This is a genomic window from Acidovorax sp. 69, from assembly GCF_002797445.1.
GTDB lineage: Bacteria > Pseudomonadota > Gammaproteobacteria > Burkholderiales > Burkholderiaceae_C > Acidovorax.
On the sequence record NZ_PGEP01000001.1, the window covers coordinates 70128 to 96646 of the forward strand.

19 protein-coding genes are annotated in these 26519 nt (G+C 63.7%); 12 read left to right on the plus strand and 7 right to left on the minus strand.

The features are described 5' to 3' along the window. Window positions 1-265: 265 nt before the first annotated feature. Complete coding sequence (locus CLU85_RS00345; RefSeq protein WP_094289931.1) at window positions 266-520, plus strand: helix-turn-helix domain-containing protein; 255 nt, start codon at window positions 266-268, stop codon at window positions 518-520. After that, window positions 517-3996 carry a DEAD/DEAH box helicase family protein gene (locus tag CLU85_RS00350; protein WP_100408547.1) on the plus strand — a complete coding sequence of 1160 codons (3480 nt, stop codon included), beginning with the start codon at window positions 517-519 and terminating at the stop codon, window positions 3994-3996. The genes CLU85_RS00345 and CLU85_RS00350 overlap by 4 nt, the downstream gene beginning before the upstream one ends. Before the next feature lie 97 nt (window positions 3997-4093). Here the strand turns inward: CLU85_RS00350 and CLU85_RS00355 are convergent, their stop codons facing one another. After that, entirely contained in the window at window positions 4094-4894 is an 801-nt protein-coding gene (locus CLU85_RS00355) for a TetR/AcrR family transcriptional regulator (RefSeq protein ID WP_100408548.1), read from the minus strand. Between the two features lie 149 nt (window positions 4895-5043). On the opposite strand from CLU85_RS00355, the gene CLU85_RS00360 reads away from it, so the two are divergent. The 7 genes from CLU85_RS00360 to CLU85_RS00390 all read left to right on the plus strand — a co-directional run bounded on the left by CLU85_RS00360 (window position 5044) and on the right by CLU85_RS00390 (window position 12546). Next, on the plus strand, window positions 5044-5907 hold the full coding sequence (locus CLU85_RS00360; protein WP_100408549.1) for an ABC transporter ATP-binding protein: 864 nt from the start codon (window positions 5044-5046) through the stop codon (window positions 5905-5907). Next, window positions 5904-6785, plus strand: coding sequence for a branched-chain amino acid ABC transporter permease (locus tag CLU85_RS00365; RefSeq protein WP_100408550.1), 882 nt, complete (start codon window positions 5904-5906; stop codon window positions 6783-6785). Before CLU85_RS00360 ends, CLU85_RS00365 begins: the two co-directional genes overlap by 4 nt. Next, entirely contained in the window at window positions 6785-7822 is a 1038-nt protein-coding gene (locus CLU85_RS00370) for a branched-chain amino acid ABC transporter permease (RefSeq protein WP_100408551.1), read from the plus strand. The genes CLU85_RS00365 and CLU85_RS00370 overlap by 1 nt, the downstream gene beginning before the upstream one ends. A gap of 16 nt (window positions 7823-7838) precedes the next feature. Further along, window positions 7839-9020 (plus strand): ABC transporter substrate-binding protein, encoded by a 1182-nt coding sequence (locus CLU85_RS00375; protein WP_100408552.1) that lies wholly within the window; start codon window positions 7839-7841, stop codon window positions 9018-9020. Window positions 9021-9033: 13 nt separating this feature from the next. After that, entirely contained in the window at window positions 9034-9855 is an 822-nt protein-coding gene (locus CLU85_RS00380) for an ABC transporter ATP-binding protein (protein ID WP_100408553.1), read from the plus strand. Next, on the plus strand, window positions 9852-11666 hold the full coding sequence (locus tag CLU85_RS00385; RefSeq protein ID WP_100408554.1) for a long-chain fatty acid--CoA ligase: 1815 nt from the start codon (window positions 9852-9854) through the stop codon (window positions 11664-11666). Before CLU85_RS00380 ends, CLU85_RS00385 begins: the two co-directional genes overlap by 4 nt. 94 nt (window positions 11667-11760) lie before the next feature. Beyond that, on the plus strand, window positions 11761-12546 hold the full coding sequence (locus tag CLU85_RS00390; protein WP_100408555.1) for an enoyl-CoA hydratase/isomerase family protein: 786 nt from the start codon (window positions 11761-11763) through the stop codon (window positions 12544-12546). 11 nt (window positions 12547-12557) lie between these two features. On the opposite strand, the gene CLU85_RS00395 is transcribed toward CLU85_RS00390, so the two are convergent. Further along, window positions 12558-12710: a diguanylate cyclase domain-containing protein gene (locus tag CLU85_RS00395; RefSeq protein ID WP_100408556.1), complete on the minus strand. Its 153-nt coding sequence runs from the start codon at window positions 12708-12710 to the stop codon at window positions 12558-12560. Window positions 12711-13033: 323 nt separating this feature from the next. On the opposite strand from CLU85_RS00395, the gene CLU85_RS00400 reads away from it, so the two are divergent. Continuing rightward, complete coding sequence (locus CLU85_RS00400) at window positions 13034-13783, plus strand: gamma-glutamylcyclotransferase (RefSeq protein ID WP_100412291.1); 750 nt, start codon at window positions 13034-13036, stop codon at window positions 13781-13783. Between the two features lie 6 nt (window positions 13784-13789). On the opposite strand, the gene CLU85_RS00405 is transcribed toward CLU85_RS00400, so the two are convergent. Then, window positions 13790-14854, minus strand: a complete 1065-nt coding sequence (locus tag CLU85_RS00405) for a recombination-associated protein RdgC (RefSeq protein WP_100408557.1) — start codon at window positions 14852-14854, stop codon at window positions 13790-13792. A 334-nt stretch (window positions 14855-15188) separates the two neighbouring features. On the opposite strand from CLU85_RS00405, the gene CLU85_RS00410 reads away from it, so the two are divergent. Then, the gene (locus CLU85_RS00410; protein ID WP_100408558.1) at window positions 15189-15755 is read left to right on the plus strand and encodes a Spy/CpxP family protein refolding chaperone; all 567 of its coding nucleotides are present in this window, start codon (window positions 15189-15191) and stop codon (window positions 15753-15755) included. 1068 nt (window positions 15756-16823) lie between these two features. On the opposite strand, the gene CLU85_RS00415 is transcribed toward CLU85_RS00410, so the two are convergent. The 4 genes from CLU85_RS00415 to leuA form a co-directional block, all read right to left on the minus strand. Further along, entirely contained in the window at window positions 16824-21710 is a 4887-nt protein-coding gene (locus CLU85_RS00415) for an EAL domain-containing protein (protein WP_100408559.1), read from the minus strand. Window positions 21711-21985: 275 nt separating this feature from the next. Then, window positions 21986-23095 carry a 3-deoxy-7-phosphoheptulonate synthase gene (locus CLU85_RS00420; RefSeq protein WP_100408560.1) on the minus strand — a complete coding sequence of 370 codons (1110 nt, stop codon included), beginning with the start codon at window positions 23093-23095 and terminating at the stop codon, window positions 21986-21988. Between the two features lie 174 nt (window positions 23096-23269). After that, window positions 23270-23806, minus strand: a complete 537-nt coding sequence (locus CLU85_RS00425; protein ID WP_100408561.1) for a C40 family peptidase — start codon at window positions 23804-23806, stop codon at window positions 23270-23272. A gap of 132 nt (window positions 23807-23938) precedes the next feature. Further along, a complete protein-coding gene (leuA, locus tag CLU85_RS00430) occupies window positions 23939-25618 on the minus strand; it encodes a 2-isopropylmalate synthase (RefSeq protein ID WP_100408562.1) in 1680 nt (559 codons plus the stop codon). Window positions 25619-26046: 428 nt separating this feature from the next. Here leuA and CLU85_RS00435 point away from each other — a divergent pair, with 428 nt between their 5' ends. Continuing rightward, window positions 26047-26412 (plus strand): YciI family protein, encoded by a 366-nt coding sequence (locus CLU85_RS00435; RefSeq protein ID WP_100408563.1) that lies wholly within the window; start codon window positions 26047-26049, stop codon window positions 26410-26412. Window positions 26413-26519 lie beyond the last annotated feature (107 nt).

The following is a 26519-nucleotide window of genomic DNA, read 5'->3' on the forward strand; positions in this document are numbered from 1 at the left end:
AATTTTGGTCTCGCAAGTTCATCTCTCTTCACAGTTTCCAGATTGCATATTCGGTCGCCAATTCTTGAGATGGGACCACAGCGCAGTATCGCAGCAGCCTGCATGAAACCGACACAAGCACTGAGCGTTGTCACCGGGTGAGCCTTCGCAACAAAAAAACTACCCATGGCTTGTGAAGCAAGCCCATCACTTAAAGTGTCCTCATAAGAGCAAAAGCGACCAAAAAAGCTGATTCGGTGTTGAGATTGCTCTTATAGGGACAAAAATGAACCTCACGCCTACCAACTCTGCCCAACTGGCCCAAGCCCTTGCCACTGAACGCAAGCGCCAAGGCATGACACGTTCACAAACAGCCGCCGTGTGCAATGTCAGCCCGTCGTTCATTCGTGATGCAGAGAGCCACCCAGAAAGTTGTTCGCTGCAAAAATTGGTTTTGCTGGTGTGCGGGCTGGGGTTGACGCTGAACATCGAGGGTTGGTCTAAACCACCCGCAAACAACGAACAGGGAGAGAGTGCATGAGCACAGCGCCATCCAACTTCGCCTTCCTGCAACCTGACTGGCCCGACCTGCTGGCCGAAGCCCGCCGTGCCGAGGGCGCTGCCCACGCCGACCCACGTACCGCCTGCTTTTACGCCCGCCGCACGCTGGAGCTGGCCGTGGCCTGGCTGTACCAAGCCGAAGGCGGCCGGGGCGGCTGCTTGCGCATGCCCTACAAGGCGGATTTGTCGGCGTTTTTGTTTGAGCCCAGCTTTCAGCAACTGGTGGGCAATGCTGTGCACGCCAAGATGGATGTGATTCGCCGCCTGGGCAACCAGGCCGTGCACCACACCCGCCCGGTGCCGCCGCAAGATGCACTGGCCGCGCTGCGTGAGCTGTTCCATGTGGCCTTCTGGCTGGCGCAGCACTATGCGCGCCGCGTAGCAGACCGGCCTGCTGCGGCGCTGCAATTCCGTGCCGACCTACTGCCCCGGCCTGCCGCCACCGACACGGCCCAGGAGCAAGCCGCCAGCCGTGCCGCACAGGCCGCCGCACAAGAGGCGCTGGCCAAGCAGGCCCAAGCCCTGGCCGAGCGGGACGCCGCGCTGCGCGAGGCCGCCGCCCGCCATGCAGAACTGGACGCCGAACTGGCCCGCTACCGCGCCGAGATTGCCGCCGCCAAGGCCGTCAATGCGGCGCAGCCCACACAAGCGCACGACTACAACGAAGCCGCCACGCGCGACCTGTTCATCGACCTGCTGCTGAAAGAAGCCGGCTGGGCGCTGGACCTGCCGCGGGACCGCGAGTTTGAAGTGCAGGGCATGCCCAACCATCAGGCGAAGGGCTTTGTGGACTATGTGCTGTGGAGCGGCGAGGTGCCGCTGGCCATCGTGGAAGCCAAGCGCACCCGCCGCAGCGCCAAGGAGGGGGAGCAGCAGGCCCGCCTGTATGCCGATTGCCTGGAGAAAAGCACCGGCCACCGCCCCGTGATCTACGGCACCAACGGCTACGAGCACTGGATGTGGGACGACACCACCAGCCCGCCGCGCCCAGTGCAAGGCTTTCACACCAAGGATGAGCTGGAACTGATGGCCCAGCGCCGCACCACGCGCAAGCCGCTGGCAGGGTTGCCCATCGCGGCGGGCATTGTGGAGCGCCACTACCAGCAGCGCGCCATCCGCCGCATTGCCGAAACCTTTGAGCGCGACCAGCACCGCAAAGCGCTGGTGGTGATGGCCACGGGCGCAGGCAAAACCCGCACAGTGATTGCGCTGGTCGATTTGCTCATGCGCGCGGGCTGGGCAAAGCGCGTGCTGTTTTTGGCCGACCGCGTGGCGCTGGTGAACCAAGCGGTGAACGCCTTCAAGACCCACCTGCCCGACGCCGCCCCCGTGAACCTGGTGACAGACCGCGCCACAGAGGGGCGGGTGTACGTATCGACCTACCCCACGATGATGGGGCTCATCAACGAGAGCGCCAATTCAGGCACAGGCGGCAAACGCCGCTTTGGCGTGGGGCACTTTGACCTGATCGTGGTGGACGAGGCGCACCGCTCCATCTACCAAAAGTACCGCGCCATCTTCAGCTACTTCGACGCCCTGCTGGTGGGACTGACGGCCACGCCCAAGGACGAGATCGACCGCAACACCTACAGCCTGTTTGGTCTGGAAAGCGGTGTGCCCACCGACGCCTACGGGCTGGACGACGCGATTTCCGAGGGCTACCTGGCACCGCCCCGGGCCATCTCCGTGCCGCTGAAATTCCAGCGCCAAGGCATTCGCTACAACGAGCTGAGCGACGATGAAAAAGACCAGTGGGACGCGCTGGAGTGGGACGAGGAAGGCGGCGAAGCGCCCGACGAGGTGAGCGCCGAGGCGGTGAACCAGTGGCTGTTCAACACCGACACGGTGGACAAAATGCTGGCCCTGCTGAGGGAGCGCGGCCACAAGGTGGCGGGCGGCGACCGGCTGGGCAAGACCATCGTTTTTGCCAAGAACCAGAAACACGCCGAGTTCATTCAGGAACGCTTCGATATCAACTACCCGGAATACCGGGGCGAATTTGCGCGCACCATCACCTTCAAGACGGAATACGCGCAGTCGGTGATCGACGACTTTGCACAAAAAGACCGGGCACCGCACATTGCCATTTCGGTGGACATGCTGGACACGGGCATCGACGTGCCCGAGGTGGTGAACCTGGTGTTCTTCAAAATCGTGCGCTCCAAGACCAAGTTCTGGCAGATGGTGGGGCGCGGCACGCGGCTGTGCAAAGAGCTGTATGGGCCGGGGCAGGACAAGAAGGATTTCTTCATCTTCGACTTCTGCCAAAACCTGGAGTTCTTCAGCCAGGATCTGGAGTCCAGCGAAGGCGCGCTGGCACAACCGCTGTCGCAGCGGCTGTTCAATGCGCGGCTGGAGCTGATCGAAGTGCTCGACAAGCGTTTGGCCAGCAACGGCGTGGCCGATGAAGCGCAGCAGTCACCCGTGCTGACCGAAACGATCATTCGCCACGACACCGCAGCGCTGCTGCACAGCATGGTGGCGGGCATGTCGCTGGATAACTTTGTGGTGCGCCCGCAGCGCCGCTGGGTGGAGGCCTGGGCGCAGCCTGATGCCTGGAAACGCCCCACATCGGAACAACTGACCGACGTGGCCACGCACCTGTCAGGTCTGCCCACAGCGGTGCGTGATGACGACGAAGACGCCAAACGCTTCGACGCGCTGATGCTGGGCACCCAACTGGCCCTGTTGCGCACCGAGCCCGCCTTGGCCCGCCTGCAAGCCAAGGTGCAGCAACTGGCCCACAGCCTGCTGGAGCTGGCCAATGTGCCCAGCGTGCGCGAACACCTGCTGCTGATCGAGGCCGTGGCGGGCGACGAGTGGTGGCAGGACGTGACCCTGCCCATGCTGGAGCAGGCACGGCGCAAGCTGCGCAACCTTATCAAGCTCATTGAAAAATCTGGCCGCACGGTGGTCTATACCGATTTTGAAGACGCTATTGGCGAGACAACCGAGGTGGACCTGCCCCTGGTCGCCAGCGCGGTGGACTTCGAGCGTTTTCGCGCCAAGGCCAAGGTGTTCTTGCGTGCTCACGAAGACCGGCTGGCGCTGCACAAGCTGCGCCGCAACCAGCCCCTGACCGCCGCCGACCTGCAGGAACTCGAAGCCCTGCTGCATGAAGCGGGTGGCACCGACAGCGACATCCAGCGAGCCCGCACGCTGCACACCAGCCTGTCGGTGTTTGTGCGCTCCCTGGTCGGGCTGGACCGCGAATCGGCCATGGCAGCATTTGCCCATCTGATTGCAACAGGCACCGCCAGCGCCAGCCAGCTGCAGTTCGTTGAAGAAATCGTGCAACACCTGACCGAACACGGCGCCATGCCCGCGGCGCGCTTGTATGAGTCACCGTTCACCGACATCCATTCCGAGGGACCGGACGGCGTGTTTGACGGGAACAAGGTTGAGCAACTGTTCCAGGCGCTGCATGGGTTTGAGTTGCAGCAAGCCACAGCCTAAGAACAACCAACAAAAACTATCAAATCAGTAGCTACCAGCGCTTATTCAATAAGCGTTAGAGGCCAATTTAGCTTGAAGTTTTGCCTAAAGAGGCCGATCAGCCTCCGCGAGACCGTACAGCGGTCTTGACTTTGCCGCTCGCCGCCCTGCGTTTGGGGACAGGCACAGTTGCCGCCTTGAGCGAAATGTCATCCGCGGAGCGCCGCAGCACCCCCCCACACAGCGTCGCAATACACTGCTGCGCCACCTGCTCGGGGCTGTATTCGCCGACCGGCTGGTACCAGCGGCCAATCCAGCTCAGCGCGCCCGCGATCACAAACGCGGTCATCTTCGGATCACACGGCTGTAGCGACCCTTCCTCGACCCCCTCGGCCACTAGGCGACGGAACTCCTGGTCGATGGCGGCCTTGAGGCGGCGCAGTTCCTTGCGGCTTTCGGGCGGCAACTGCTCGTCGCCGACGCGGATCAGGCACATGCCAAAGTCCTGCGTCACGATGCGCGCATACACCTGCATGCAGGTCATGAGCTGGTCGATGGCCTTGCCGCCCGCTGCGCGCGAGGCGTCGATGCCGTCGAGCATCATCGTGAGCCCCTTGCTCACGCACTGCAACAGGATCTCGTCCTTGTTCTTCACGTAGTAGTACAGCGTGGGCTTGGTCACGTTCAAGCGCGCGGCGATGTCGTCGAGCGAGGTGGCGTGAAAACCGCGTTCGTTGAACAACTGGGCCGCCGCCTGCAGCACCGCGTTGCGCTTGGCTTCGCGCTGGCGCTCGCGCAGCGATACCGGCGCCCAAGGCGATGCGGCGGGTTGCCCAGACACCGGCTGCGTCGGGGGTCCAGATGGCTTGGGCGCAGCCGGGGCAATGCTGCGGCGGGATGCCGCTTTGGCAGTGGGCATGGGTGGCGATTCCTCGGGAAAGTACGGATGCTGAATGCGGTGGCGGCTTCCAGAATCTACTCGCGAGTAAACAGTTTACGCACAAGTAGGGAATTTCTGCAGAGTCTGCAGAACCTTTCTGGTCAGCACAAACCCGCATTAGAAAGCCAATGGAGACAACCCTTTCCGGCACCCCTGCTTCCACGCCCCTGCTCCAGGTGCAGGGCGTCACCCTGGCGTTTGGTGGCGTGAAGGCGCTCACGGGCGTGGGGTTTGATGTACAGGCCGGCTCCATCACCGCCGTGATCGGGCCCAACGGCGCGGGCAAGACCTCGCTGTTCAACACCATCTCGGGCTTTTACCGGCCCAGCCAGGGCTCCATTCGGTTCCAAGGCCAAGACATCACCCGCATCCCTGCACCGCAGCGCGCCAAGCTGGGCCTGGGCCGCAGCTTTCAGAACATCGCACTGTTTCGCGGCATGACGGTGCTCGACAACATCAAGCTCGGCCGCCACGCGCACCTGAAGACCAACGTGCTCGACGCCCTGTTCTACCTGGGCCGCGCGCGCCGTGAGGAGGCTGAACTGCGCCGAGATATTGAAGAGCGCATCATCGACTTCCTCGAAATCGACCACATCCGCCATGCGCCCGTCTCGGCCCTGCCGTACGGCCTGCAAAAGCGCGTGGAGATGGCCCGCGCCCTGGCCATGCAGCCCCAGATATTGATGCTGGATGAGCCCGTGGCCGGCATGAACCGCGAGGAGACGGAAGACATGGCGCGCTTCATCCTCGACGTGCGCGAGGAATGGGGCGTGACCGTGCTGATGGTCGAACACGACATGGGCATGGTGATGGACCTGTCGGACCACGTGGTGGTACTCAACTTCGGCCAGGTCATCGCCCAGGGCACACCCGCCCAGGTGCAGGCCAATCCCGAGGTGATCCGCGCCTACCTGGGCGCGGGCGATGTCGGCGACTTGCGCGCCAGACTGCGGGCGGGCGCACCGCAAGCCGACGCGCAGGGAGCCGCATGATGGACTGGGCCTACCTGTTTGAAATCAGCCTCACCGGCATCGCGGGCGGCGGGCTTTACGCACTGGCGGCCCTCGCGTTCGTGATGGTCTACAAGGCCACGCGTGTCGTGAACATCGCCATCGGCGAAATGCTCATGGTGGGCGCCTACCTGTTCTTCACCTTCTCCGCCACGTTTGCGTTGCCGCTGTGGCTGGCGATACCGGCGGCGGTGCTGGGCTCTGGCCTGCTGGGCGCGGTGATCGAACGCACCATGATCCGCCCGCTGCTGGGCGAGCCGCCGATCTCCGTTTTCATGGTCACCGTGGGCCTGGCCTCGGTGCTGGTGGGCCTGGTCGAGATGATCTGGACGGCCGACCAGCGGCGACTGCCCGACTTCATGCCCAGCAAGCCCATCCTGATTGGCGACGCCTTCCTCGCGCCCAAGGTGTTCTGGGGCGCGGCGATTGCGGTGGTGTTCATCGCGGCCGTGCTGCTGGTGTTCCGCTTCTGGCGCGGTGGCGTGGCACTGCGCGCCACTGCCAGCGACCAGGCGGCGGCGTATTCCGTCGGCATCAACGTGCCGCGCGTGTTCTCGCTGGCCTGGGTGGCCTCGGCCATGCTGGCTGCCATCTCCGGGATCATCGTGGGTTCGATTGGCGGCATCTCGTCCAGCATGGGCGTGTTTGGCCTGTCGGTGCTGGTGGTGGTCATTGTGGGCGGGCTCGACAGCGTGCTCGGCGCGCTCATCGGCGGCATCCTGATCGGCCTTATTGAGGCGCTGGCCGGGGCCTTTCTGGGCGGCGAATACAAGCTGCTGGCCACCTTCATCGTGCTGGTGGCCGTGCTGCTGGTGCGCCCCTACGGCCTGTTCGGCACCCATGAGATAGAGAGACTCTGATGCGCATCGGAACCCTCAAGGAAACCTACACCGCCGACGCGGCGCTGTTCGACTCGCGCACGCAAAAAGTGTGGCTGGCCGTGGGCGCAGCGCTGCTGGTGCTATTCCCCTTCATGGCCAGCGACTACTGGCTGTACCTGGCCTGCCTCGTCAGCATCAACGTGGCCAGCGCCACAGGGCTCAACATCCTCACGGGCTACACCGGGCTGGTCAGCCTGGGGCAGGCCGCCTTCATGGGCCTGGGCGCGTACACGGTGGCGGTGCTGGAGACACGCCTGGGCACGCCCTTCTTGCTGAACCTGCTGGCGGGCGGCCTCGTCGCCATGGTGGGTGGGCTCATCGTGGGCATTCCGTCGCTGCGCGTCAAAGGCTTGTACCTGGCCATTGCCACCATTGCCGCGTCATTCATTGCGCACTTCATCTTTGCCAACTGGAAGTTCACGGGTGGCACCGGTGGCCTGAGCGTGCCGCCCGCCAAGCTGTTCGGCATGCCGCTAGAGACGTCGTTTCGCCTGTACTGGCTGATCGTGCCCGTCACCCTCCTGATGCTGATGGGCGCGGCCAACCTGTTTCGCACGCGTGTGGGCCGCGCCTTCATCGCCATCCGCGACCGCGACATCTCGGCCGAGGTGCTGGGCATTCCACTGCTGCGCTACAAGCTGCTGTCGTTTGGCCTGTCGTCGTTTTATGCCGGTGTGGCGGGCGGCTTGTGGGCCTACTTCTTTCGCGTGGTCACGCCCGAGAGCTTCCCGCTGCAGATGTCCATCTTCTTCCTCGCGGCCATCATCGTCGGCGGCATGGGCTCCATCCTGGGCGGCATCCTGGGCGCGGTCTTCATGACCATGGTGCCCGAAGTGCTCAAGCTAATCGTCGACCTGCTGCCCGGCGGCAACGAGTTGACGGTGTTCCTCTCGCCCGTGCGCACCGTGATCTTCGGTCTGCTCATCATCGGTTTTCTCGTCTTCGAGCCCCACGGCCTGGCCGAAGTGTGGCGGCGCATCCGCCGTTTCTTCCATCTCTGGCCCTTCCGCAACTAAATCAATAGGAGACAACATGGACACACCACGCACTTCCATCCCACGCCGCCACCTGCTGCTGGGCGCCGCGGGCGCTGCCGCACTCGCCAGCCCCCTGTCGGTGCTGGCGCAGTCGGCCGACGAGATCGTCATCGGCGGCTCGATCCCGCTCACGGGCGTGTTTGCCTTTGCGGGCGTGGGCATCAACGCGGGCATGGGCGACTACGTGAAGATGGTCAATGACGCCGGGGGCATCAAGGGCCGCAAGCTCAAGTACGTGCCCGAAGACACGGGCTACAAGGTCGATGTGTCGGTGGCCGCGTACAAAAAAATCACCAGCCAGAACAAGGTCAACCTCTACTACGGCGACTCCACCGGTTTTGCCAAAACCATCAACCCCGAGCTGGACCGCGCGGGCACCACCTTGATGGCCGGCGCCTCGTTCGCCTCGGAGCTGAATGACCCCGTGAAGTACCCGAACCAGTTTCTGGTGGGACCCGACTACACCGAGATGTTTGGCATCTTGCTCAAGCACATCGCCAAGGAAAAGCCCGGTGCCAAGGTGGCGTTTGTGTACTCCGACTCCGAGTTCGGACGCGACCCCATCGACAAGAGCGAGGCTGCCGCCAAGGCGCTGGGCCTGTCGGTGCCGATCAAGATCATGACGCCCGCAGGCAGCGTGGACGTGTCGGGCGAAGTCATCAAGCTGCGCCGCGCCGCGCCCGACTACACCATCTTCCACGGCTACATCCTCGCGCCCATCCCCGAGTTCATCACCCAGGGCAAGCAGCAGGGAATGACCAGCAAGTGGATGGGCACGTTCTGGACCATGGACAGCTCCACCGTGATGAAGATGGGCGAGGCCGCCGACGGCTTCATGGGTGTGATGCCCTACCGCTACTACTACGACACCGAGAAGGCGCCGATGCTGGAGAAGATCCGCGCGCTGCGCCCGGAGTACCAGAGCACGGCCTACATCCAGGGCTTCCTCGCGGCCATGCTGTTCACCGAAGCGGCCAAGCGCACGCTGGACGCGGGCAAGCCGCTGGATGGCAAGAACCTGAAGGCCGCACTGAACAGCATCAAGGACTTCGACACCGGTGGCCTGATCGGCGTGCCGATCACCATCAGCGGCAACTCCATCCCTGTGGGCCGCGTCTACCGCGCAGACATGAAGGCGCAAAAGATGGTCGCAGCCTCGGACTGGATCAAGCTCTGACATTGCCTGCGCCATGACCCAGCACGCCCTGGCCAACGTCCTCGAAGTCAACAACATCGAGGTCATCTACAACAAGGTGGTGCAGGCCCTGCGCGGCCTGTCGCTGGTCGTGCCGCGTGGGCAAATCGTGGCGCTGCTGGGCAGCAATGGCGCCGGCAAGAGCACCACGCTCAAGGCGGTGTCGGGACTGCTCGGGCTGGAGGATGGCACCGTGGAAAGCGGGCGCATTCTGTTCAACGGACAACCCACCGCCACGCTGGCACCGCAGCAGCTGGTGCGCAATGGTCTCAGCCATGTGATGGAAGGGCGGCGCGTTTTTGAAGACCTCACGGTCGAAGAGAACCTCATTGCCTCCACCTATGCGCTCACTGGCCGAAGCGATGCACCGAAGCCTGATTTCGATCTGGTCTACAGCTACTTCCCGCGCCTGCACGAGCGGCGCAAGGGCCTGGCCGGATACCTCTCAGGCGGAGAGCAGCAGATGCTGGCCATCGGCCGCGCGCTCATTGCCCAACCGCAACTGATCCTGCTCGACGAGCCCTCGCTCGGCCTATCCCCCAAGCTGGTCGAAGACATCTTCACCATCATCGCGCGCATCAACGCCGAGCGTGGCACCAGCATGCTGCTGGTCGAGCAGAACGCCACCGTGGCCCTGGCCGTGGCGCACCGGGGCTACATCATGGAGAACGGCAAGATCGTGATCGACGGCACGGCCGAGCGCTTGGCGAACGACCCTGACGTGCGCGAGTTCTACCTCGGCATGGGCGGTGGTGGCGAAGCCAAAAGCTTCAAGGACATCAAGCACTACAAGCGCAGAAAGCGCTGGTTGTCATGACTCTTACCGAACTCACCCTGCCCCAGATGCTGCGCGAACGCGCACGCACCGATGCACACCGCATCGCCATCCGGCAAAAGGACTTTGGCATCTGGAAGCCCGTCAACTGGGCGCGCTACTACGAGCGCGCCAGCCACTTCGGTCTGGGCCTCCGTGCGCTGGGCCTGCCCGCAGGCGGCCATGTGGGCGTGATCTCGGAAAACCGCATCGAATGGGTGCTGGCACAGATGGGCGCAGGCCTGGTGGGTGCCGTCACCGTGGGTGTGTACCCCACCAGCCCCACCAACGAGGTGGCCTATGTGGTGGGCCATGCCGACATCGAGATCATGGTCTGCGAAGACCAGGAGCAGACCGACAAGCTGCTGGCCGCGCTGCCCGAGCTGCCGCGCCTGAAAAAGATCGTGGTCATGGAGACCAAGGGCCTGCGCAGCTTTGCGCCCGAGGTGCGGCAGTTCATCGCCACCTTTGACGAGGTCGAAAAGCTGGGGGCATCGTCGGCCCAACAAACACTGATCGACGCAGCGCTGGCACGCCAGCAACTCGATGATGTGGGCCTGATGATCTACACCTCGGGCTCCACCGGCAAGCCCAAGGGCGCGATGATTTCGTACCGCAACATTCGCGGTGTGGTGCCAGGCATTGTCGACCGGCTGGAGCTCAACGCCGACACCACGCACCTGTCGTACCTGCCGCTGTGCCACGTGGCCGAGCAGATGCTGACCAGTTTTGTGCCGCTGTACATCGGCTCGCAGGTGAACTTTGGCGAATCCATCCGCACCGTGCAGGAAGACCTGCGCGAGGTGGCGCCCACCATGTTCCTCGGCGTGCCGCGCATCTGGGAAAAGATGCACGCCGCCATCAGCATCAAGCTGCAAGAAACGGGGGCCTTGCGCCGCACGCTCTTCCACAAGGCCTACAACGCCTGCAAACCGCTGGCCGAGAAACCCCGTGCGCGTTGGAGCATCGGGGACATGTTCACCTACACGGCCTGCTACTGGCTGGTGTTCCGCGCACTGCAAAACTTCATCGGCCTGCGCGAAGCCAAGGTGGCGCTCACCGGCGCCGCGCCGATCCCGCCCGACGTGGTGCGGTTCTTTCGCGTGCTGGGTGTGCCGCTGGTCGAGGTGTATGGGCTGACCGAGTCGACCGGCATGGTCACCGGGCACCGGCTCCACGATGTGGTGGTGGGCACGGTGGGGGTGCCCGCCAGCGGCGTGGAATGGCGCATTGCCAAGTCCGGCGACGAGCTGGGCGGCGAGCTTCACATCAAGGGCGACATGGTGTTTGCGGGCTACTACAAGAACCCCGAAGCCACGGCCGCCAGCATCGTCGACGGCTGGCTGCATACGGGCGACGTGGTGCGCGCGGTGGAGGGCCAGCTCAAGATCGTGGACCGCTTGAAGGACATCATGATCACTGCGGGCGGCAAGAACCTCACGCCATCCGAGATCGAGAACACGATGAAGGGCAGCCCCTTCATCAAGGAATGCATCGTCGTGGCCGAGGGCCGCAAGTTTGTGGGCGCGCTGGTGATGATCGACCACGAAACCGTGGGCAAGTGGGCCGAGGCACGGCGCATTCCGTTCACGCACTTTCGCTCCCTGGTGGAGCACCCTGAGGTGCGCGGCCTCATCGGCACCGAAATCAACACCGGCAACCAGCGCCTGGCGCAGGTGTCACAAATCCGCCAGTTCCACCTGCTCACCAAAGAGCTGGACCACGACGATGGCGAGGTCACGGCGACGATGAAGGTGCGCCGCTCCAGCATCTACAAGACCTACGCCGCCGAGATCGAAGCGCTGTACCACTAGCCAGCCGTTTGCAATCCGCTCGCACCGCCGGATAAACACTATCAAAACAGGAGCTATCAGTGCTTTACCATTAAGCGCTAGAGGCCAATTTGACATGAAACCTACCGCGCCCCCTTTGCTGCTGGAACGTGACGGCCCCATCGCCACCCTGCGATTCAACCGGCCCGATGCCCTCAACGCCATCGACGTGCCCCTGGCCAACGCCTTCCTCGCGGCGGTGCAGACCATTGCGACCGACGCGAGCGTGCGCGCCGTGGTGCTGTGTGGCAACGGCAAGGGCTTCATGGCCGGTGGCGACCTGGCAACCTTGCGCGCCGACCCCGTGCAGGGTGCCATCGACATCCTCACCCCGCTCAACGCCGCCCTGCTCCTGCTGGCCCAGATGAACGCGCCTGTCATCGCCCAGGTGCACGGCGTTGCAGCGGGTGCGGGCCTGAGCCTGCTGCTCATGGCCGACTACGTGATGATGGCCGAAGGCACGCGGCTGAACCTGGCCTACATCAACCTGGGCACCAGTTGCGACGTGGGCGCCTCGTGGGCGCTGCCGCGCGTGGTCGGGTTGCGCAAGGCGCTGGAGATCGCGCTGCTGGGCGATGCCTTCACCGCCGACGACGCACTGCGCCTGGGGCTGGCCAACCGCGTGGTGCCGATGGCAGACCTGCAAGCGGCCACCACCGCCTTGGCCCAACGCCTGGCCGCTGGGCCCACCCTGGCCTACGGCGCCATGAAGCGGCTGATGCGCGAGTCGATGGACCACACGCTGCCCGAGCAATTGGCCGCTGAAAAAAAGGCGTTTGTGCAGTGCGCGGGCACCGAGGACTTCCGCACGGGGGTGGAGGCTTTTCACCAACGCCAAAGCCCACGGTTTGCGGGCCACTGATCAGCCGCGAGTCACCGCGTCGCTATCGCGCACCACCGTGCGCAGCCGTGTGCCACCTCCACCAGCAGCTGGTCGCCCACCTCGTGGCCATGCTGGTCGTTGAGTTGTTTGAAGCGATTCAGGTCCAGCAACGGGCTGGAGCACTGACCACATGCCTCGCCCATGGGCCATTGACGACAGATTCAGGACGGTGAGTTCGTCGATCGCATGTTGATACACCAACCGGGGACCATTAAAGTTCAGCCCATCATGGGCCTGTGCAACAGGTCCAACCGCAGCACAAAAGGCCTGCACAACCACTGAACCCATCCTTGACTCGCAAGGGCCATCACCATGAAATCCGCTACCGGGGCAAATACGCAGAGTGCCCAAGCCATGCGTCCAGTGGCAGGTTGTCGCTGGCGAACAGGGCTGGCACTCCACCCTGGCCAGCAAGCCGGGATGCCAGTGCAGGACTTGGCTGGCGGATGATGATGGCGCTGCACCCATGACTACCACCCACACTGTTCACCCCTCACACGCCTTTGTGCATGTGCCCGAACTGCTGGACCGCCTGACCCCGGCCCACGCCTCAGGCCTGCGGCTGACCGACGAAGTGCTGGCCGAGTGGGATGCACAGGCACGCTGTCAGGGCCTTCCATCCAACTGGCGCTGGCCCGACGCAGATGTGGAACGCTCGCGCCGCGAAGTGCTGCCAGAGGTTGCGACGCACCCACAGGACCTGTGGGTGTTTGCCTACGGCTCGCTGATGTGGAACCCAGGGTTTCATTTCGACCAGGTGCGCAGAGCCCATCTTCAAGGCTTTGCGCGCCGTTTCGCGCTGTGCACCCACATCGGCCGTGGCACCCCCGATTGCCCCGGCCTGGTGCTCACGCTGCAGCCCGATGCCGACCATGCCTGTGAAGGTCTGGCGTTTCGCATACCCGCTGCACTCGTCGATGCGGAATCTCGCCTGCTGTGGCGCCGCGAGATGATCACTGGCGCCTATTGCCCGGCACTGTTGCCCCTGCAAACACCCCAAGGCCTGGTGCACGCGCTGGTACTGACCGCCAACACGGCGCACCCTCATTACCGGGGTGATTTGTCAATGCAGGCCACGGCCGCCACCATCGCAAAGGCCTGCGGCCGCATAGGCAGCAACCGGGAGTACCTGGATCAACTGGTGGGGCAGTTTGGCGTGCTGGGCATACAGGATGGGTATGTGAACCGGCTGGCCGATCTGGTCGAAGCGGCCTGACCTCTGTCAGAACGGTGCCGACTCCGGGTCTGTATCGACAGGTACCTCTTTCGGCCCGGTCACCACACCACCACCCACTGTCTTGCGCGCGGGTGGGGTGGGGGCTGAAGGTGCGGCTCCACGGGCTGATGCGGGCGCCGCAGACGTTTCATTCACCACCGCCTGAGCCGCACTGGCCACACCACTTTCCGCCTCGCCCCCCAGCGCTTCGATCAGGTCAGGGATGAGTTTGACCAGTTCGCCCGTCGCAATCGCCACATCGGTGTCAAAACCGCCGTCATCCGACTTGGTGCCTTCAAACACCGTGTCGAGGAACGACACTTTCTTGATCTGCAGGCCTTCGGTGAGCATGAAGCTCACGCGGTCGTCCCAGGTGAGGGCCAGTTTAGTGGGCAGCTTGCCTGCGTCAATGTGGGCCTGTACCTCTTCAATATCCAGGGGATGGCGGGCGTAGCGCACCACGGCTTTTTCCTCGTTGGCGCTTTTCAGTTCGCACTCACGGTCCACCGTGAAGCCCACGGGTGGTTCCTGCTCTTTCAGCCAGTGCGACATCGCCGCCTGCGGACTGGTCTGGGTGTTCAGCAACGACACCGACAGCCCGGGCAGTGCTTCGATCAGCAAAGTCACCACTTCATCTGCCCGCCCCTGGCTGGAGGTGTCCAGCACCAGCAGGCGCGAGGTGGTGTCGATCCACACCCACATGGAGCCCTGTTTGGTGAAGGCCATGGGCAGCAGGTCGAGCTTGGCCTCGTCCTTCAATTCCTTGCTTTCCTTCTTGCCAGGCTTGCGGCCGGTTTCCTGCTCAATGCGTTCGGCCTTTTCCTTCACGCGGCGGGCCAACACGCTGCCGGGCAGCACCTTGGACTCGACCATGAAACGCAGGATCCACTGACCCCCGACCGATTCGGCCAGCGGGCCATGTGGATCGCCGCGTGGGGGCACCCAGCCCAGGGACTTTTCCTGCGTGGCGCCACATTCCAGGAAAGGCACCTTGGCCAGGGCTTCTTCCACTTGCGTCAATTCGACCTGCCATTGCGGGGCAATGCGGTACACGATCATGTTCTTGAACACGGAAAACCTTTGGTTGGAAGTCGTTGCGGGGTCGTCCGCAGAGACGGAACCCCTGATTGTCGGCGGTCACCACCCACAGGCCGGCGGGGGGCCGTGGTGCGGTGCGTGAAAAACGAAAGACTTACTCCCCTATTGATAGCGTCTCGCGCTTATTCATAGGGCGCTACACCGGAATTTTAGGTATATCCAGCCCCCAAAGCCTTGAAGCTTCTTGTCGCAACTTTACACAGCCTCACCCAATGCGCACGGGGGCGATACATGCCGGGCGGACACTGACCCTCAATCGCTGAAACGGTCGTTGCAGCGAGCTAACCACTGTGAAAGGACTCACACCATGGCATCCACACTCCAACGCCGCTTCGCTGCCACCGCATTTCTGGCCGCTCTGGCCCTGCCTGTACTGGCCCAGCAGGCCCCCACAGCGCCGCCTGCTGCGTCCGCCAAGGCCCCTGAAGGCCGGCACCAGCGCCACCACGGCGACATGGCCCAGCGCCATGCCAAGCACCTGGCCGAACTCAAGGGTCAGCTCAAGCTGACGGCAGCCCAGGAACCCGCCTGGACGGCATTCAACACCGCCATGCAGCCCGGCGATCGCCCCGCCCGCCTGGACCGTCAGGACATGGACAAGTTGACCACCCCTGAACGCATCGACCGCATGCGGGCCCTGCGTGCCCAGCACGCCGCCGAGGCCGACCGCCGGGGCGAGGCCACCAAAACCTTTTACGCGACCCTCACGCCTGAACAGCAAAAGACGTTTGATGTCCAGACGCACCGTGGGCACCGCATGGGCGGCATGAAGGGGGGCGGTGAAGGCCGCCACGGCCGTGATGGCGACCACCACGGCATGCGCGGTGGCATGCATGGTGGCGATGGCAAGCCAGGCCCCGCACCTGCCAAATAAATCAACAGGTACATCCACAAGCCCGCCATGCCCCCGGTGGGCGCTGGCTTCACTGGCGGGGGCAACCCTGATCGTGTCGCGGTCCTGTCCTGGCATCACCCACGCCCGGCGTCTATGCAAAGACGCCGGGCGTTTTGCTTTGCAACGCCGTAAACAAACCGCATCAACCACCCCCACAGGTGCGCCAAGCAGCGGCGATCCATGAATTGTGGATAAGTCTGGGAACAGTTTTGGAACAACCATGCAGTTATCCACACAAAAAACCAGCGCGCCCCACTTGTTATCTGTGAGCCCCGCCCTTTGTGCACGCCGCCACACAGACTTTGAAGCAACGCAAGTCCGCGTCAGCATTGATGAAAAGAGCGTTGTCCACAGAAAAGTGCTTGCTCTACTACTACTGCTATTTATAAATAAAGCTATAGAAGAATAACCAGAACCCCAAAAACCGGAGCCTTGAACCGCCCTGGGTGCTGCTTCAAAAAAACCGGTCGTCGCCGGTTGCGACCTGAATGGCGGGGTCGCTGATGGGCTGAGTGCCCACGCCGTGCCGAGCCCATGGATCTTCTGAGTTGTGGGGGAAAAATGAGCACGCCTGTGAGAGAACGCTATAAATTAAATAGCTGCCTGCGCAATATTCACGGTCACTACAGGCACTTTTGATAAGAAATCACCACTGCCAAGGGCCCGGTGCGTAAAACTGGGGATAGTTGTGGCACAACTGAGCAGTTATCCACAGAAATGGGCACATGCCGGCGTTTATCCCCGTTGCGGTGACAGCAGCAAGAGGGATCGCTGCACAGGGTTGGCCTGCAGCTAAGTGCGCACCGGCCCTCAGGAAAAAGCACTTGTCCACACAGAAGGCCGCCCTCTACTACTACGACTATGTATTTATAAAAGATATAAGAAGAAAGACAGAGGACAACTACAACGCCCGAACCACCGCCATTCACGCTTCAGGACCCGAACCCGCCAGGGCGCCACGGTTGGGGTCTGAGCGCAGGCAGAGGGCGAAAAAAAACCGCAGCCCAAGGCTGCGGTTTCATCCAGTCGGGTGAATCGGGAAGCCCTCTAGGTGGGCGGAATGCGCAGGAAGGCGTCCAGAACGTCCACAGAGAGGGGGCGGCTGAAGAGGTAACCCTGGTAGAGCTGGCAGCCTGCACGGGCCAGCAGCTCGCGTTGCTCGGGGGTTTCCACGCCCTCGGCAATCACTTCCAGGCCCAGGCTGCGTGACAGGCCGATGATCGTGTCCACGATCGCCGCGTCGTTGGGGTCGGTCAGCAGGTCGCGCACAAAACTCTGGTCAATCTTGAGCTGGTCCAGCGGCATGCGCTTCAAGTAGCTCAGGCTGGAGTAACCGGTGCCAAAGTCGTCCAGAGAGAACCCCACCCCGTAAGAGCGCAGCGCTGTCATGGTGGCGATGGTGGTTTCCATGTCTTCCACCAACACACTCTCGGTCAGCTCCAGCTTGAGCTGCCCCGAAGGAGCGCCGGTAATCGCCAGGACCCGGGCCACGTCATCCACAAAGCTGGCATGGCGGAACTGGCGCGAACTCACGTTGACGGCCATGGTCAGGTGCGCCAGGGCCGGGTCGTCCTGCCAGCGGGCCAACAACTGGCATGCCGTGTGCAGCACCCAACGGCCCAGCGGCAAAATGAGCCCGGTTTCTTCGGCCAGCGGAATGAACTGGGCCGGTGACACCATGCCCCGCTGCGGATGGGCCCAGCGCACCAGCGCCTCGACACCGACGCAGCGGCCGGATTGGTGCATCTGCGGCTGAAAGTGGAGCAAAAACTCTTCTTGCGCCAATGCCGAGCGCAAATCGGTCTCCAGCCCGGCGCGGGCCGTTACAACGGCCTGCATGTCGGGGTCAAAAAAGCGCAACGTGTTGCGCCCGGCGGTTTTTGCCTGGTACATGGCCAGATCGGCCTGTTTGAGCAACTCGCCCACCGTGGTTTGTTCACCCGTGAACGGTGCAATGCCGATGCTGGGGGTGCTGCGGTATTGGTAGCCCGCCAGTGCATAGGGCACAGCCAGCATGGTCAGAATTTTTTCGCCGACGCCCCGGGCGTGCATGGCCAGCTCGTGGGGCTTGGGGCTCAGCTCTTCCAGCATCACCACAAACTCGTCACCACCCAGGCGGGCCACGGTGTCCACACTGCGCACGCAGGTGTTCAGGCGCTGTGCCACCTGCTGCAGCAGCAGGTCGCCCTGGTCATGGCCCAGGGTGTCGTTCAGGGTCTTGAAGTTGTCCAGGTCGATGAACAGCAACGCCCCGCCCTGCTGGCGCCGCTGGGCGGTAGCCAAGGCCTGGTGTATGCGGTCCATGAGCAGCATGCGGTTGGGCAGGCCGGTCAGGGCGTCATAAAACGCCAGGCGCTGGATTTCACGCTCACTGGCCTTGCGCTGCCGAATGTCGGTGTTGATGGCCAGGATGGACTGCGGCTGGCCGTCGTCACCGCGCACCAGCGTCCAGCGGCCTTCGACCTCGATGGTGCTGCCATCACGGTGGTACTGCACGATCTCACCGGTCCATTCACCCTGCTCCAGCACCGCCTGTGTGGCATGCCGGAAATGCGTGGGGTCGTCATAGAGCAGCGTCTCGATGGATTGCCCCAGTGCCTGCAGCTGCGACCAGCCATACAGGCGCTCGGCGCTTTTGTTCCAGTAAATGATGCGGTGGTCCAGGTCGCGCACCAGGATGGCGTCTTGCGCCTTGTCCAGCAGCGAGGCCTGGTGCCGGATGCGGGCATCCGCCAACTGGCGCCCGATTTCCGCCGAGGCCCGCGAGGCAAAGATCTGCAGCGTGGAGGTGATGAAGTCGGTCTCGGCAATGGGTTGACGGAACAGCACGAACACGATGCCCACCACTTCGCCATCAGCGTTGTACAGTTGTTGTCCGGCATAGCCCATGGCACTCACCAGCCGCAACATCGGGGCCCGTGGGTATCGTTGTTGGACCCCATCGACGACGACATATTCGCGTTGGGACAACAGCATCAGGCTGGGCGTGTCTTCCAGGCTGTACTCGTCGTTGGGCAACATGTTCCCATCGAGGACCGCAGCCAGGGTGATCACCCGAGGGGGCTGCCCTTCAATGGGCGGCTGCAGCCGCACCACACAGCCACCCTGTGCACCCAGTGCATCGGCCATGTTGCGCACCAGCTGCACAAAAAACTCGGTGCCTGTGCTGGCCGACACGGCCGCTGCGACCTTGAGCACCGAGGCCTGCAGCCGCTGCTGCGCCTTGTGCGCGCGCAGGCTGGTGATGCCAAAGGCCAGGTCGTTGGAGAGCTCCTGCAGCAAAGCGGCTTCCTCGGTGCTGATCTGCAGGATGTCTGGCGCGTACAGGTACAGCAGGCCAAAAGTGCGATCGAGGTCGCGGTCCCGGTCTTTCAGCGGCAGGCAGATGACGCCGTGAAAGCCGTTGTCCAGCATGCGCTCGGTCCAGTCGGCAAAGTCTCCCTCGATGCGGATGTCCTGCACGATCACGGGTTTGCCGGAGCGCACGGCCATGCCGGCCGGTCCCCGGCCATAGGGGTCGTCAGCGGACCAGCTCAGGTGCAGGTTGTCGAGGTAATTCTCGTTGTAGCCCGCATGGGCCACGGGCTGGATGGATTTGCGCTCATCGTCCAGCACAAACCCGACCCAGCCCATGCGGTAGCCACCGATGTCCACGGCAATCTGGCAAATGGCTTGCAGCAGTGCCGTTTCGGACGTGGCGCGCACCAGGGTTTCGTTGCAGGCGCTCAATAGGCGCTGGGCGCGGCCCATGCGGGCCAGCTCGCGTTCGGTGCGCAGGCGCTCAGTCACATCGGTGGCCAGTACCTGGCGCGCAGGGCGGCCATTGAAGCCGATGCTGCCGGCTGTGATTTCCACATCCATCAGCGTGCCGTCTTTCTTGATATGGCGGCTGATGACGGGTTTGTTGCGCTGGTCCATGGCAATGGCCACGATGCTGGCGCGCACCCCATCGCGCCGCTCCAATGGCCACAGGTCGGTCATCGACATGGTGAGCAACTCGGCCTCTGTGTAGCCGTAGTGCATCTCCATGGACCGGTTCACGGCCTGTAGGCGCAGCGTTTCCTTGTCGTACACCCACATCGGGTGCGGGTGTTCGTCAAACAGCATGCGGTACTGCAGCTCGGATGCGCGCAACTGTCCCGCCACATGGCGCAACTGCACCATGGCACCCAGCGACTCGGTCAGGATCTCCAGATGGGCCACGTCGCGGCGCGAGAAAGCGTTGACCTTGTCGGAGGTGACCTTGAGTGAGCCCACGATGGCATCGCCACTGCGCAGCGGCACAGCCATCACTGAACGCACGCCGTGGCGGTGCGGAAGCGAGACCATGTCCCAGCCCTCAGACTCGGTGTCGTTGCACACCACGGTGCGCCCCTCGCTGAGAGCGGGCCACAACAGGCTCTGGTCCACGGCCAGCAGGTTTCCCACGGGCCGCACATGGTCGCCCGCCGATGCCTGTGCCACCAGTTGGCGACCCTGCAGCAGCTCCACCATGGCGCCGCGTGCGCTGGTCTGGCGCAGCACGGTGTCGGCCACCAGTTGCAGCACATCGGGCAGAGGCATTTCCAGCGAGGAGATGCGTTGCTGCACCTGCAGCAGGTCGGCATGGTTCTGGGCATCGCGCTGGGCATCCAGGTCCGCCATTTTCTGCGCGCTGATGTCGGTCATGCCGCCCACCATACGCACTGCTTTGCCCTGCAGGTCGCGGATCAGGAAACCCCGGTCCAACACCCAGGCGTAGCTGCCATCGTGGCGGCGGAACCGGTATTCCGCCGACCAGTGGTTGGCTGCTCCATCAATGGCGTGGTGAATGCCGCTGAGCACCTCTTCACTGTCGTCCGGGTGCAGCCGCAATGTCCAGGAGGTGCTGTCGGGGGGCAGCTGGTCCAGTGGCACACCAAAGAGGGTCTGCATGCCCTCGTTCCACCACATGGCGTCGGTGTGCAGGTTCCAGTCCCACACCGCATCGGCCGTGGCGCGCGACACCAGTTGAAAGCGCTCTTCGCTTTCGCGGCGCGCCTGCCGGGCCTGGTGCTGGGCTGAGATGTCCTGGAACGCGCCCTGCACCCGCACGATGCGGCCGTCACCATCGCGCACCGCCTGCCCGGTGATGCGCACCCGGAAATGCCGCGCATCCCGCGTGACGAGTTCGGCCTCCATGTCAAACGGGATGCCGTGGTGGATGCAGTTCTCAAAAGCCATTTGTATGGCCTGTCTGTGGGGCGGCAGGTACAGCTCCAGGATCTGCTCCACCGAACCCATGCGATCCACGATGCCGAAGGTGGCGGCGATCTCTTGCGACCAGTTCAACTGCAGGCTGGGCAGTTCCACGATCCAGCCGCCGATTCTGGCTATTTGCCCGGCCACGCGCAGGGTCTCGCTCTGGGCCATCAGCTCGGCATGCATCTGGTCGCGCTGCTGTACCAGGTCGGCCAGCACGTGCTTTTGCCGGCGCAACTCCAGTTGCACCATGGCCTGCTCGGCAAGAATGCGCAGGCCTTCGAGCTGTTCGGGCTGCATGCTGCGTGGAACAGCATCGAGCACGGCCAGGGTGCCGAGTGCGAATCCATCGTTCGTTACTAACGGCACACAGGCATAAAACCGGATGTGGGGTTCTTCGAGAACCAGGGGGTTGTTGGCAAACGTGGGGTGCTGGGTGGCGTCGGGCACCACGATGGGCTCGCGGCTGCCGTTCAGCGCGTGGGCACAGAACGCAATGGCGCGGTCTGTTTCCCGAAAGGGAACCCCCACCGCCGCCTTGAACCATTGGCGGTCACTGTCCAGAAAGTTGACCACGGCCATGGGGCAGCTGCACACCTGCGCGGCCAGCTTCGCCAATTGGTCAAAGCTGTCTTCGGCCGGAGTGTCGAGGATTGCGTAAGACTGCAGTGCGTGGAGCCGTGCGGCCTCTGCGGTGGCTTGCGCGGGTGGCATGGTCAGGCAGCGGCTGTGCCTTGGGGCGCACACCTGCCTTGCCGGGTTGGTGTGACCAGGTCATTGGCGAGGGTGTGGGACAGCGTCAGCAAGGCAATCGGGCGGTTGGTGGATGCGGGTGAGCGGGCGGCAGCTGAGGTCAAATCCGGTGCGGCCAGAGCCCGCCTGGCCCAAACTTCGATGCTACACCGCATAGGTGGTGCTTTGGTTCACTGGCCATGCGGGTTTGTCCCAAATAAAAAGGCTGCAGCGGCCAGGGCGTTTGTCGGGGTCGATCACCCTTGGCCGTGGAACTTGCGCCGCGCGCGCACCGCTGCGGCCAAGCCCTCCAGCACTGGCACGGTCTGCGCCAGGCTGATGCAGGCATCGGTCACCGACACCCCGTGTTGTAGCGGCTGGCCGGGAACGATGTCCTGGCGGCCTTCCTGCAGGTGGCTTTCGATCATCAGACCCGTGATGCGTGCATCGCCCGCAGCAACCTGCTGAGCGACTTCGTCCGCCACCGTAATCTGGCGCTGGTGCTGCTTGCTGCTGTTGGCATGGCTCACGTCGATCATCACCTGCTCACGCAGCCCTGCGGCCTTGAGCACGGCGCAGGTCGCATTCACATCGGCGGCGCTGTAGTTGGGCTGCTTGCCACCCCGCAGGATCACGTGGCAGTCGTTGTTGCCGCGTGTCTCGAAGATCGCCGCCTGGCCCATCTTGGTCATGCCCATGAAGGCATGGGAGGCCTGCGCAGCCTGCATGGCGTCGCTGGCCACCTTCACGCCACCATCGGTGCCGTTCTTGAAACCCACGGGGCAGCTCAAGCCACTGGCCAGCTGGCGGTGGCTCTGGCTTTCGGTGGTGCGGGCGCCAATGGCGCCCCAGCTCACCAGGTCGCTGATGAATTGCGGGCTCAAAAGGTCCAAAAACTCGGTGCCCACCGGCAGACCGACCGCCAGTACATCCAGCAGCAACTGGCGCGCCAATTCCAGCCCCTCGTTGATGGCAAAGCTGCCATCCAGGCGCGGATCGTTGATGTAGCCCTTCCAGCCCACGGTAGTGCGGGGCTTCTCAAAGTACACACGCATCACGACCAGCAGGTCGGCCTGCAGCGCGTCGGCCTGTTGCTTGAGCTGGTGCGCATATTCCATCGCCTGGCCGTGGTCGTGGATGGAACAGGGCCCCACCACCACGATGAGCCGGTCGTCCTGGCCATGCAGCACGCGCGAGATGGCGGCGCGGCTGGTTTCGACCAGGGTCAGCGTGGTGTCGGGCGTGGGCAGCCACTCTTGCAGCAGTGCGGGCGTGATGAGTGGGCGCACGGCCTTGATGCGCGTGTCATCAATGCGCGTGGTGTCGTGGGTGGAAACGGGGGTGGCAGAGTGGTGTGCGTGGGTCATGGTGGCCCCGATTGTCGCGCTGCCCGGCCCGGCCTTCGCAGCTGCCAATGCTGCGCACACTCTTCAACCCTGGCGTGACCCGAGCGAGAGACGCAGAGCAAGGGCCGCCCCGCAGCGAATGCGCCGCCCCCCTGCCCGCATCGCGCAGCGGCGAAGCCGCTCAGGGGGGTAAATTCAAGGTCTCCGAAACGCTGCGTTCTGCCGCGCCCAGTGGCGGGCCTGCAGGTGGTCCAGCCGCACCGTTCCGCCGGTGGAGGGTGCGTGCACAAAACGCCCTTCACCGACATAGATGCCTGCATGGTTGGGCTGGCGGCCGGTGCCGAACACCACCAGGTCTCCGGCGCGCAACTCGCCGCCGTCGATCGGGTAGCCCCAGCCGTTGAGCTGCGCCACCGTGCGGGGCGGCGGCGTGCCCACCTGGTTGCGGTACACGTAGCCGATCAGCCCGCTGCAATCGAAACCTGTATCGGGTGTGTTGCCGCCGTAGCGGTACGGCGTGCCCACCAGGCCCAGCGCGTGTATGGCGATGTCGTGCGCCTGCTCGGCGCTCAGGGGCGGGGTGGTGCGTACCGGCGCCGATGACGAAGGTGACGAAGGTGACGAAGGTGACGAAGGTGACGAAGGTGACGGGGGCCGGGAGGTGCCGCAGCCACCCAGCACCAGCAGGGCGGCGATCCAGGCAGCAAGGGTCAGACGGTGGAAAACGCGCATGGGACGAAGGGTAACGGATGGGGTTCGGTGCATGCGCTGACCCCGTTCCTGCTCTGGGGATATTGGTAAAAATTGCCACCAGTGCTTGTGTATCAAGCGCTGGTAGCTCTCTTTTTTATAACACTCGGGGCCTCACGCTACCGCAGCGACTTCGGCCGCCTGGCGCCGCAGCAGCAACCGGTTGGCGACGCTCACGATGGCCAACACCGATGCGGTCACGATGTTGTGGCTGGCGCCTGCGCCAAAGGTGGAGCCTGTCACGCCCTCCATGGCGGCTTCCACGATGGCCAGCGCCTGGGCGTTGGCCCCGGTGCCGGTGGCCCGTTCTTCGTAGTGGTCCACGCGCAGCGGCAGGCCCAGCGCATCCACCGTGGCAGCGATGGGCCCGTTGCCCTGGCCGCGCAAGTGCTGGTGTGTGCCGTCGATGGTGACATCCAGCTCGATGCCCTGGCCGTCTTCATCGATTTTGTGGCCGTGGCACACGATCGCCGCTTGAGCAGGCGCCCGCAGGTAGGTGGTCTGGAACAGGTGCCACAGCGCATCGCCCGTCATTTCGCTTTCGCTCGCGTCGGTCTGGCGCTGCACCACGGCGCTGAACTCCACCTGCATGCGCCGGGGCATCACCACGCCGTGTTCGCGCTCCAGCAAAAACGCGATACCGCCCTTGCCCGACTGGCTGTTCACGCGGATCACGCTGTCATAGGTGCGGCCCAGGTCGGCCGGGTCGATGGGCAAATACGGCACCTCCCACAAAGCGTTCGGGTCCTGCGCGGCAAAGCCCTTCTTGATCGCATCCTGGTGCGAGCCTGAGAACGCGGTGAACACCAGGTCGCCCGCGTACGGGTGGCGCGGGTGTACGGGCAGCGAGGTGCATTCTTCGGCAATGCGCGCCACCGACGTGATGTCCGAAAAATCCAGGTTCGGGTGCACACCCTGCGTGTACATGTTGAGCGCCAAGGTCACGATGTCCACGTTACCGCAGCGCTCGCCGTTGCCAAACAGGCAGCCTTCCACGCGGTCGGCGCCAGCCATCATCGCCAGCTCTGCCGCGGCCACGCCGGTGCCGCGATCGTTGTGCGGGTGCACCGAGAGCACGATGTGCTCGCGGGGGGCGAGGCGCCGGTCCATCCACTCGATCTGGTCGGCGAACACGTTGGGCGTGGCGTTCTCCACTGTGGTGGGCAGGTTGATGATGATGGGGCGGCCAGGGCCGGCGTTCCAGGCCGCGATGGCGGTCTGGCAGGCCTTGAGCGACACGCTGAGTTCGGTGGCGCTGAAGGTCTCGGGCGAATATTGCAGCGTCCACTGCGTGCCGGGCTGCGCGTCGGTGAGCTGCTTCAAGTAGCCCACGTGGTGCGCGATGAGCTGCATCACCTGCGTCACGTTCATGCCGAACACGATGCGCCGCCACGCGGGCGCCGTGGCGTTGTACAGGTGCACGATGGCGCGGGGCGCGCCCTGCACAGCCTCCACCGTGCGCGCAATCAGGTCCTCGCGCGACTGGGTCATCACCATGATGGTCACGTCGTCGGGGATCAGGTCTTCGTCAATGAGGCGGCGCACAAAGTCGAAATCGATTTGTGATGCGGCAGGGAATCCCACCTCGATCTCCTTGAACCCGATGCGCACCAGCTCTTGAAAAAGCCGCATCTTGCGCTCGCCGTTCATCGGCTCGAACAAGGCCTGGTTGCCATCGCGCAGGTCGGTGGAGAGCCACACGGGCGCGTGGGTGATGCTGCGGTTGGGCCACTGGCGGTCGGTCAATGCGACGGGGGCAATGGGCTGGTATTTGGTAGCGGGCTTGGCAATCATGAGAGGCTCCACGAACGGTATGTGCGGTGCGCCATACAAGCGCGGTGCACAGGTCAAACGAAATGAAGAAAACAAAACGTGTGACATCCCCTGCAGCCCTTTGCAAGAGTGCAAAGGCTGGTTCGCGGGCCGGGGTCAGGGGGAAATCAGGTGTTGCGCTGAGCGAATCAGGCAACGGTGGCGAACGCAGGCAGACCCCGGCCAGGCACTAGTAGGCCTAGCGATAGGGTGGGTAGGAGCATGCTGCGTTGCATAGAGGGTTAAAGATAGCACAGGCTTTCTGCTGCGTGCAAGAATTTGATAGAAAAGTGCTTGTAGCGCCCGTTGAATAAGCGCAGACAGCTATTAAATTGATAGTAATTGATGCTGCTAGGATGGCGCTTTTCGCCTTGTCCCCCTCCCCATTGGCTTCAGAAGGAGACCCCGCCATGCCCTACATGCTGCTCATCATGGAACCCCACGGCCAGCGGGCCGAGCGCGGACTGGCGGGGGGCCAGGAGGCCTATGCACGCATGTTGCGTTTTGGCGAAGCACTTCAGGCGCGGGGCCTGTTGCGTGCGACGGAATCCCTGGCCTCCACCGAACAGGCTGTGCGCCTGCAGGTGCGCGAGGGGCAGACCCGATTGGTGGATGGCCCGTTCGCCGAGACCAAAGAGATGGTGGGTGGCTTTTTCCTGATCGACTGCGCGACGCGCGAAGAGGCGGTGGCCATTGCCCGTGAATGCCCCGCCGCAGAATGGGCCACGGTGGAGGTGCGCGAACTGGCGCCCTGCTACCACGGAGCAGCTGGTTGAGGGATGCGGCAGCGCCTTTGCGCGGCCTGCGCCCTGCTGGCGCCGCATGTGGGGCTTTTCGATGTGTTTTTCAGGCGCAAGACCTGCTGCACCGCGCATGGCAATGG

Coding starts and splice junctions, on each gene's coding strand:
- CLU85_RS00345 (WP_094289931.1), top strand. CDS start 266: ATGAACCTCACGCCTACCAACTCTGCCCAACTGGCCCAAGCCCTTGCC.
- CLU85_RS00350 (WP_100408547.1), top strand. CDS start 517: ATGAGCACAGCGCCATCCAACTTCGCCTTCCTGCAACCTGACTGGCCC.
- CLU85_RS00355 (WP_100408548.1), bottom strand. CDS start 4,894: ATGCCCACTGCCAAAGCGGCATCCCGCCGCAGCATTGCCCCGGCTGCG.
- CLU85_RS00360 (WP_100408549.1), top strand. CDS start 5,044: ATGGAGACAACCCTTTCCGGCACCCCTGCTTCCACGCCCCTGCTCCAG.
- CLU85_RS00365 (WP_100408550.1), top strand. CDS start 5,904: ATGATGGACTGGGCCTACCTGTTTGAAATCAGCCTCACCGGCATCGCG.
- CLU85_RS00370 (WP_100408551.1), top strand. CDS start 6,785: ATGCGCATCGGAACCCTCAAGGAAACCTACACCGCCGACGCGGCGCTG.
- CLU85_RS00375 (WP_100408552.1), top strand. CDS start 7,839: ATGGACACACCACGCACTTCCATCCCACGCCGCCACCTGCTGCTGGGC.
- CLU85_RS00380 (WP_100408553.1), top strand. CDS start 9,034: ATGACCCAGCACGCCCTGGCCAACGTCCTCGAAGTCAACAACATCGAG.
- CLU85_RS00385 (WP_100408554.1), top strand. CDS start 9,852: ATGACTCTTACCGAACTCACCCTGCCCCAGATGCTGCGCGAACGCGCA.
- CLU85_RS00390 (WP_100408555.1), top strand. CDS start 11,761: ATGAAACCTACCGCGCCCCCTTTGCTGCTGGAACGTGACGGCCCCATC.
- CLU85_RS00395 (WP_100408556.1), bottom strand. CDS start 12,710: ATGGGCGAGGCATGTGGTCAGTGCTCCAGCCCGTTGCTGGACCTGAAT.
- CLU85_RS00400 (WP_100412291.1), top strand. CDS start 13,034: ATGACTACCACCCACACTGTTCACCCCTCACACGCCTTTGTGCATGTG.
- CLU85_RS00410 (WP_100408558.1), top strand. CDS start 15,189: ATGGCATCCACACTCCAACGCCGCTTCGCTGCCACCGCATTTCTGGCC.
- CLU85_RS00415 (WP_100408559.1), bottom strand. CDS start 21,710: ATGCCACCCGCGCAAGCCACCGCAGAGGCCGCACGGCTCCACGCACTG.
- CLU85_RS00420 (WP_100408560.1), bottom strand. CDS start 23,095: ATGACCCACGCACACCACTCTGCCACCCCCGTTTCCACCCACGACACC.
- CLU85_RS00425 (WP_100408561.1), bottom strand. CDS start 23,806: ATGCGCGTTTTCCACCGTCTGACCCTTGCTGCCTGGATCGCCGCCCTG.
- leuA (WP_100408562.1), bottom strand. CDS start 25,618: ATGATTGCCAAGCCCGCTACCAAATACCAGCCCATTGCCCCCGTCGCA.
- CLU85_RS00435 (WP_100408563.1), top strand. CDS start 26,047: ATGCCCTACATGCTGCTCATCATGGAACCCCACGGCCAGCGGGCCGAG.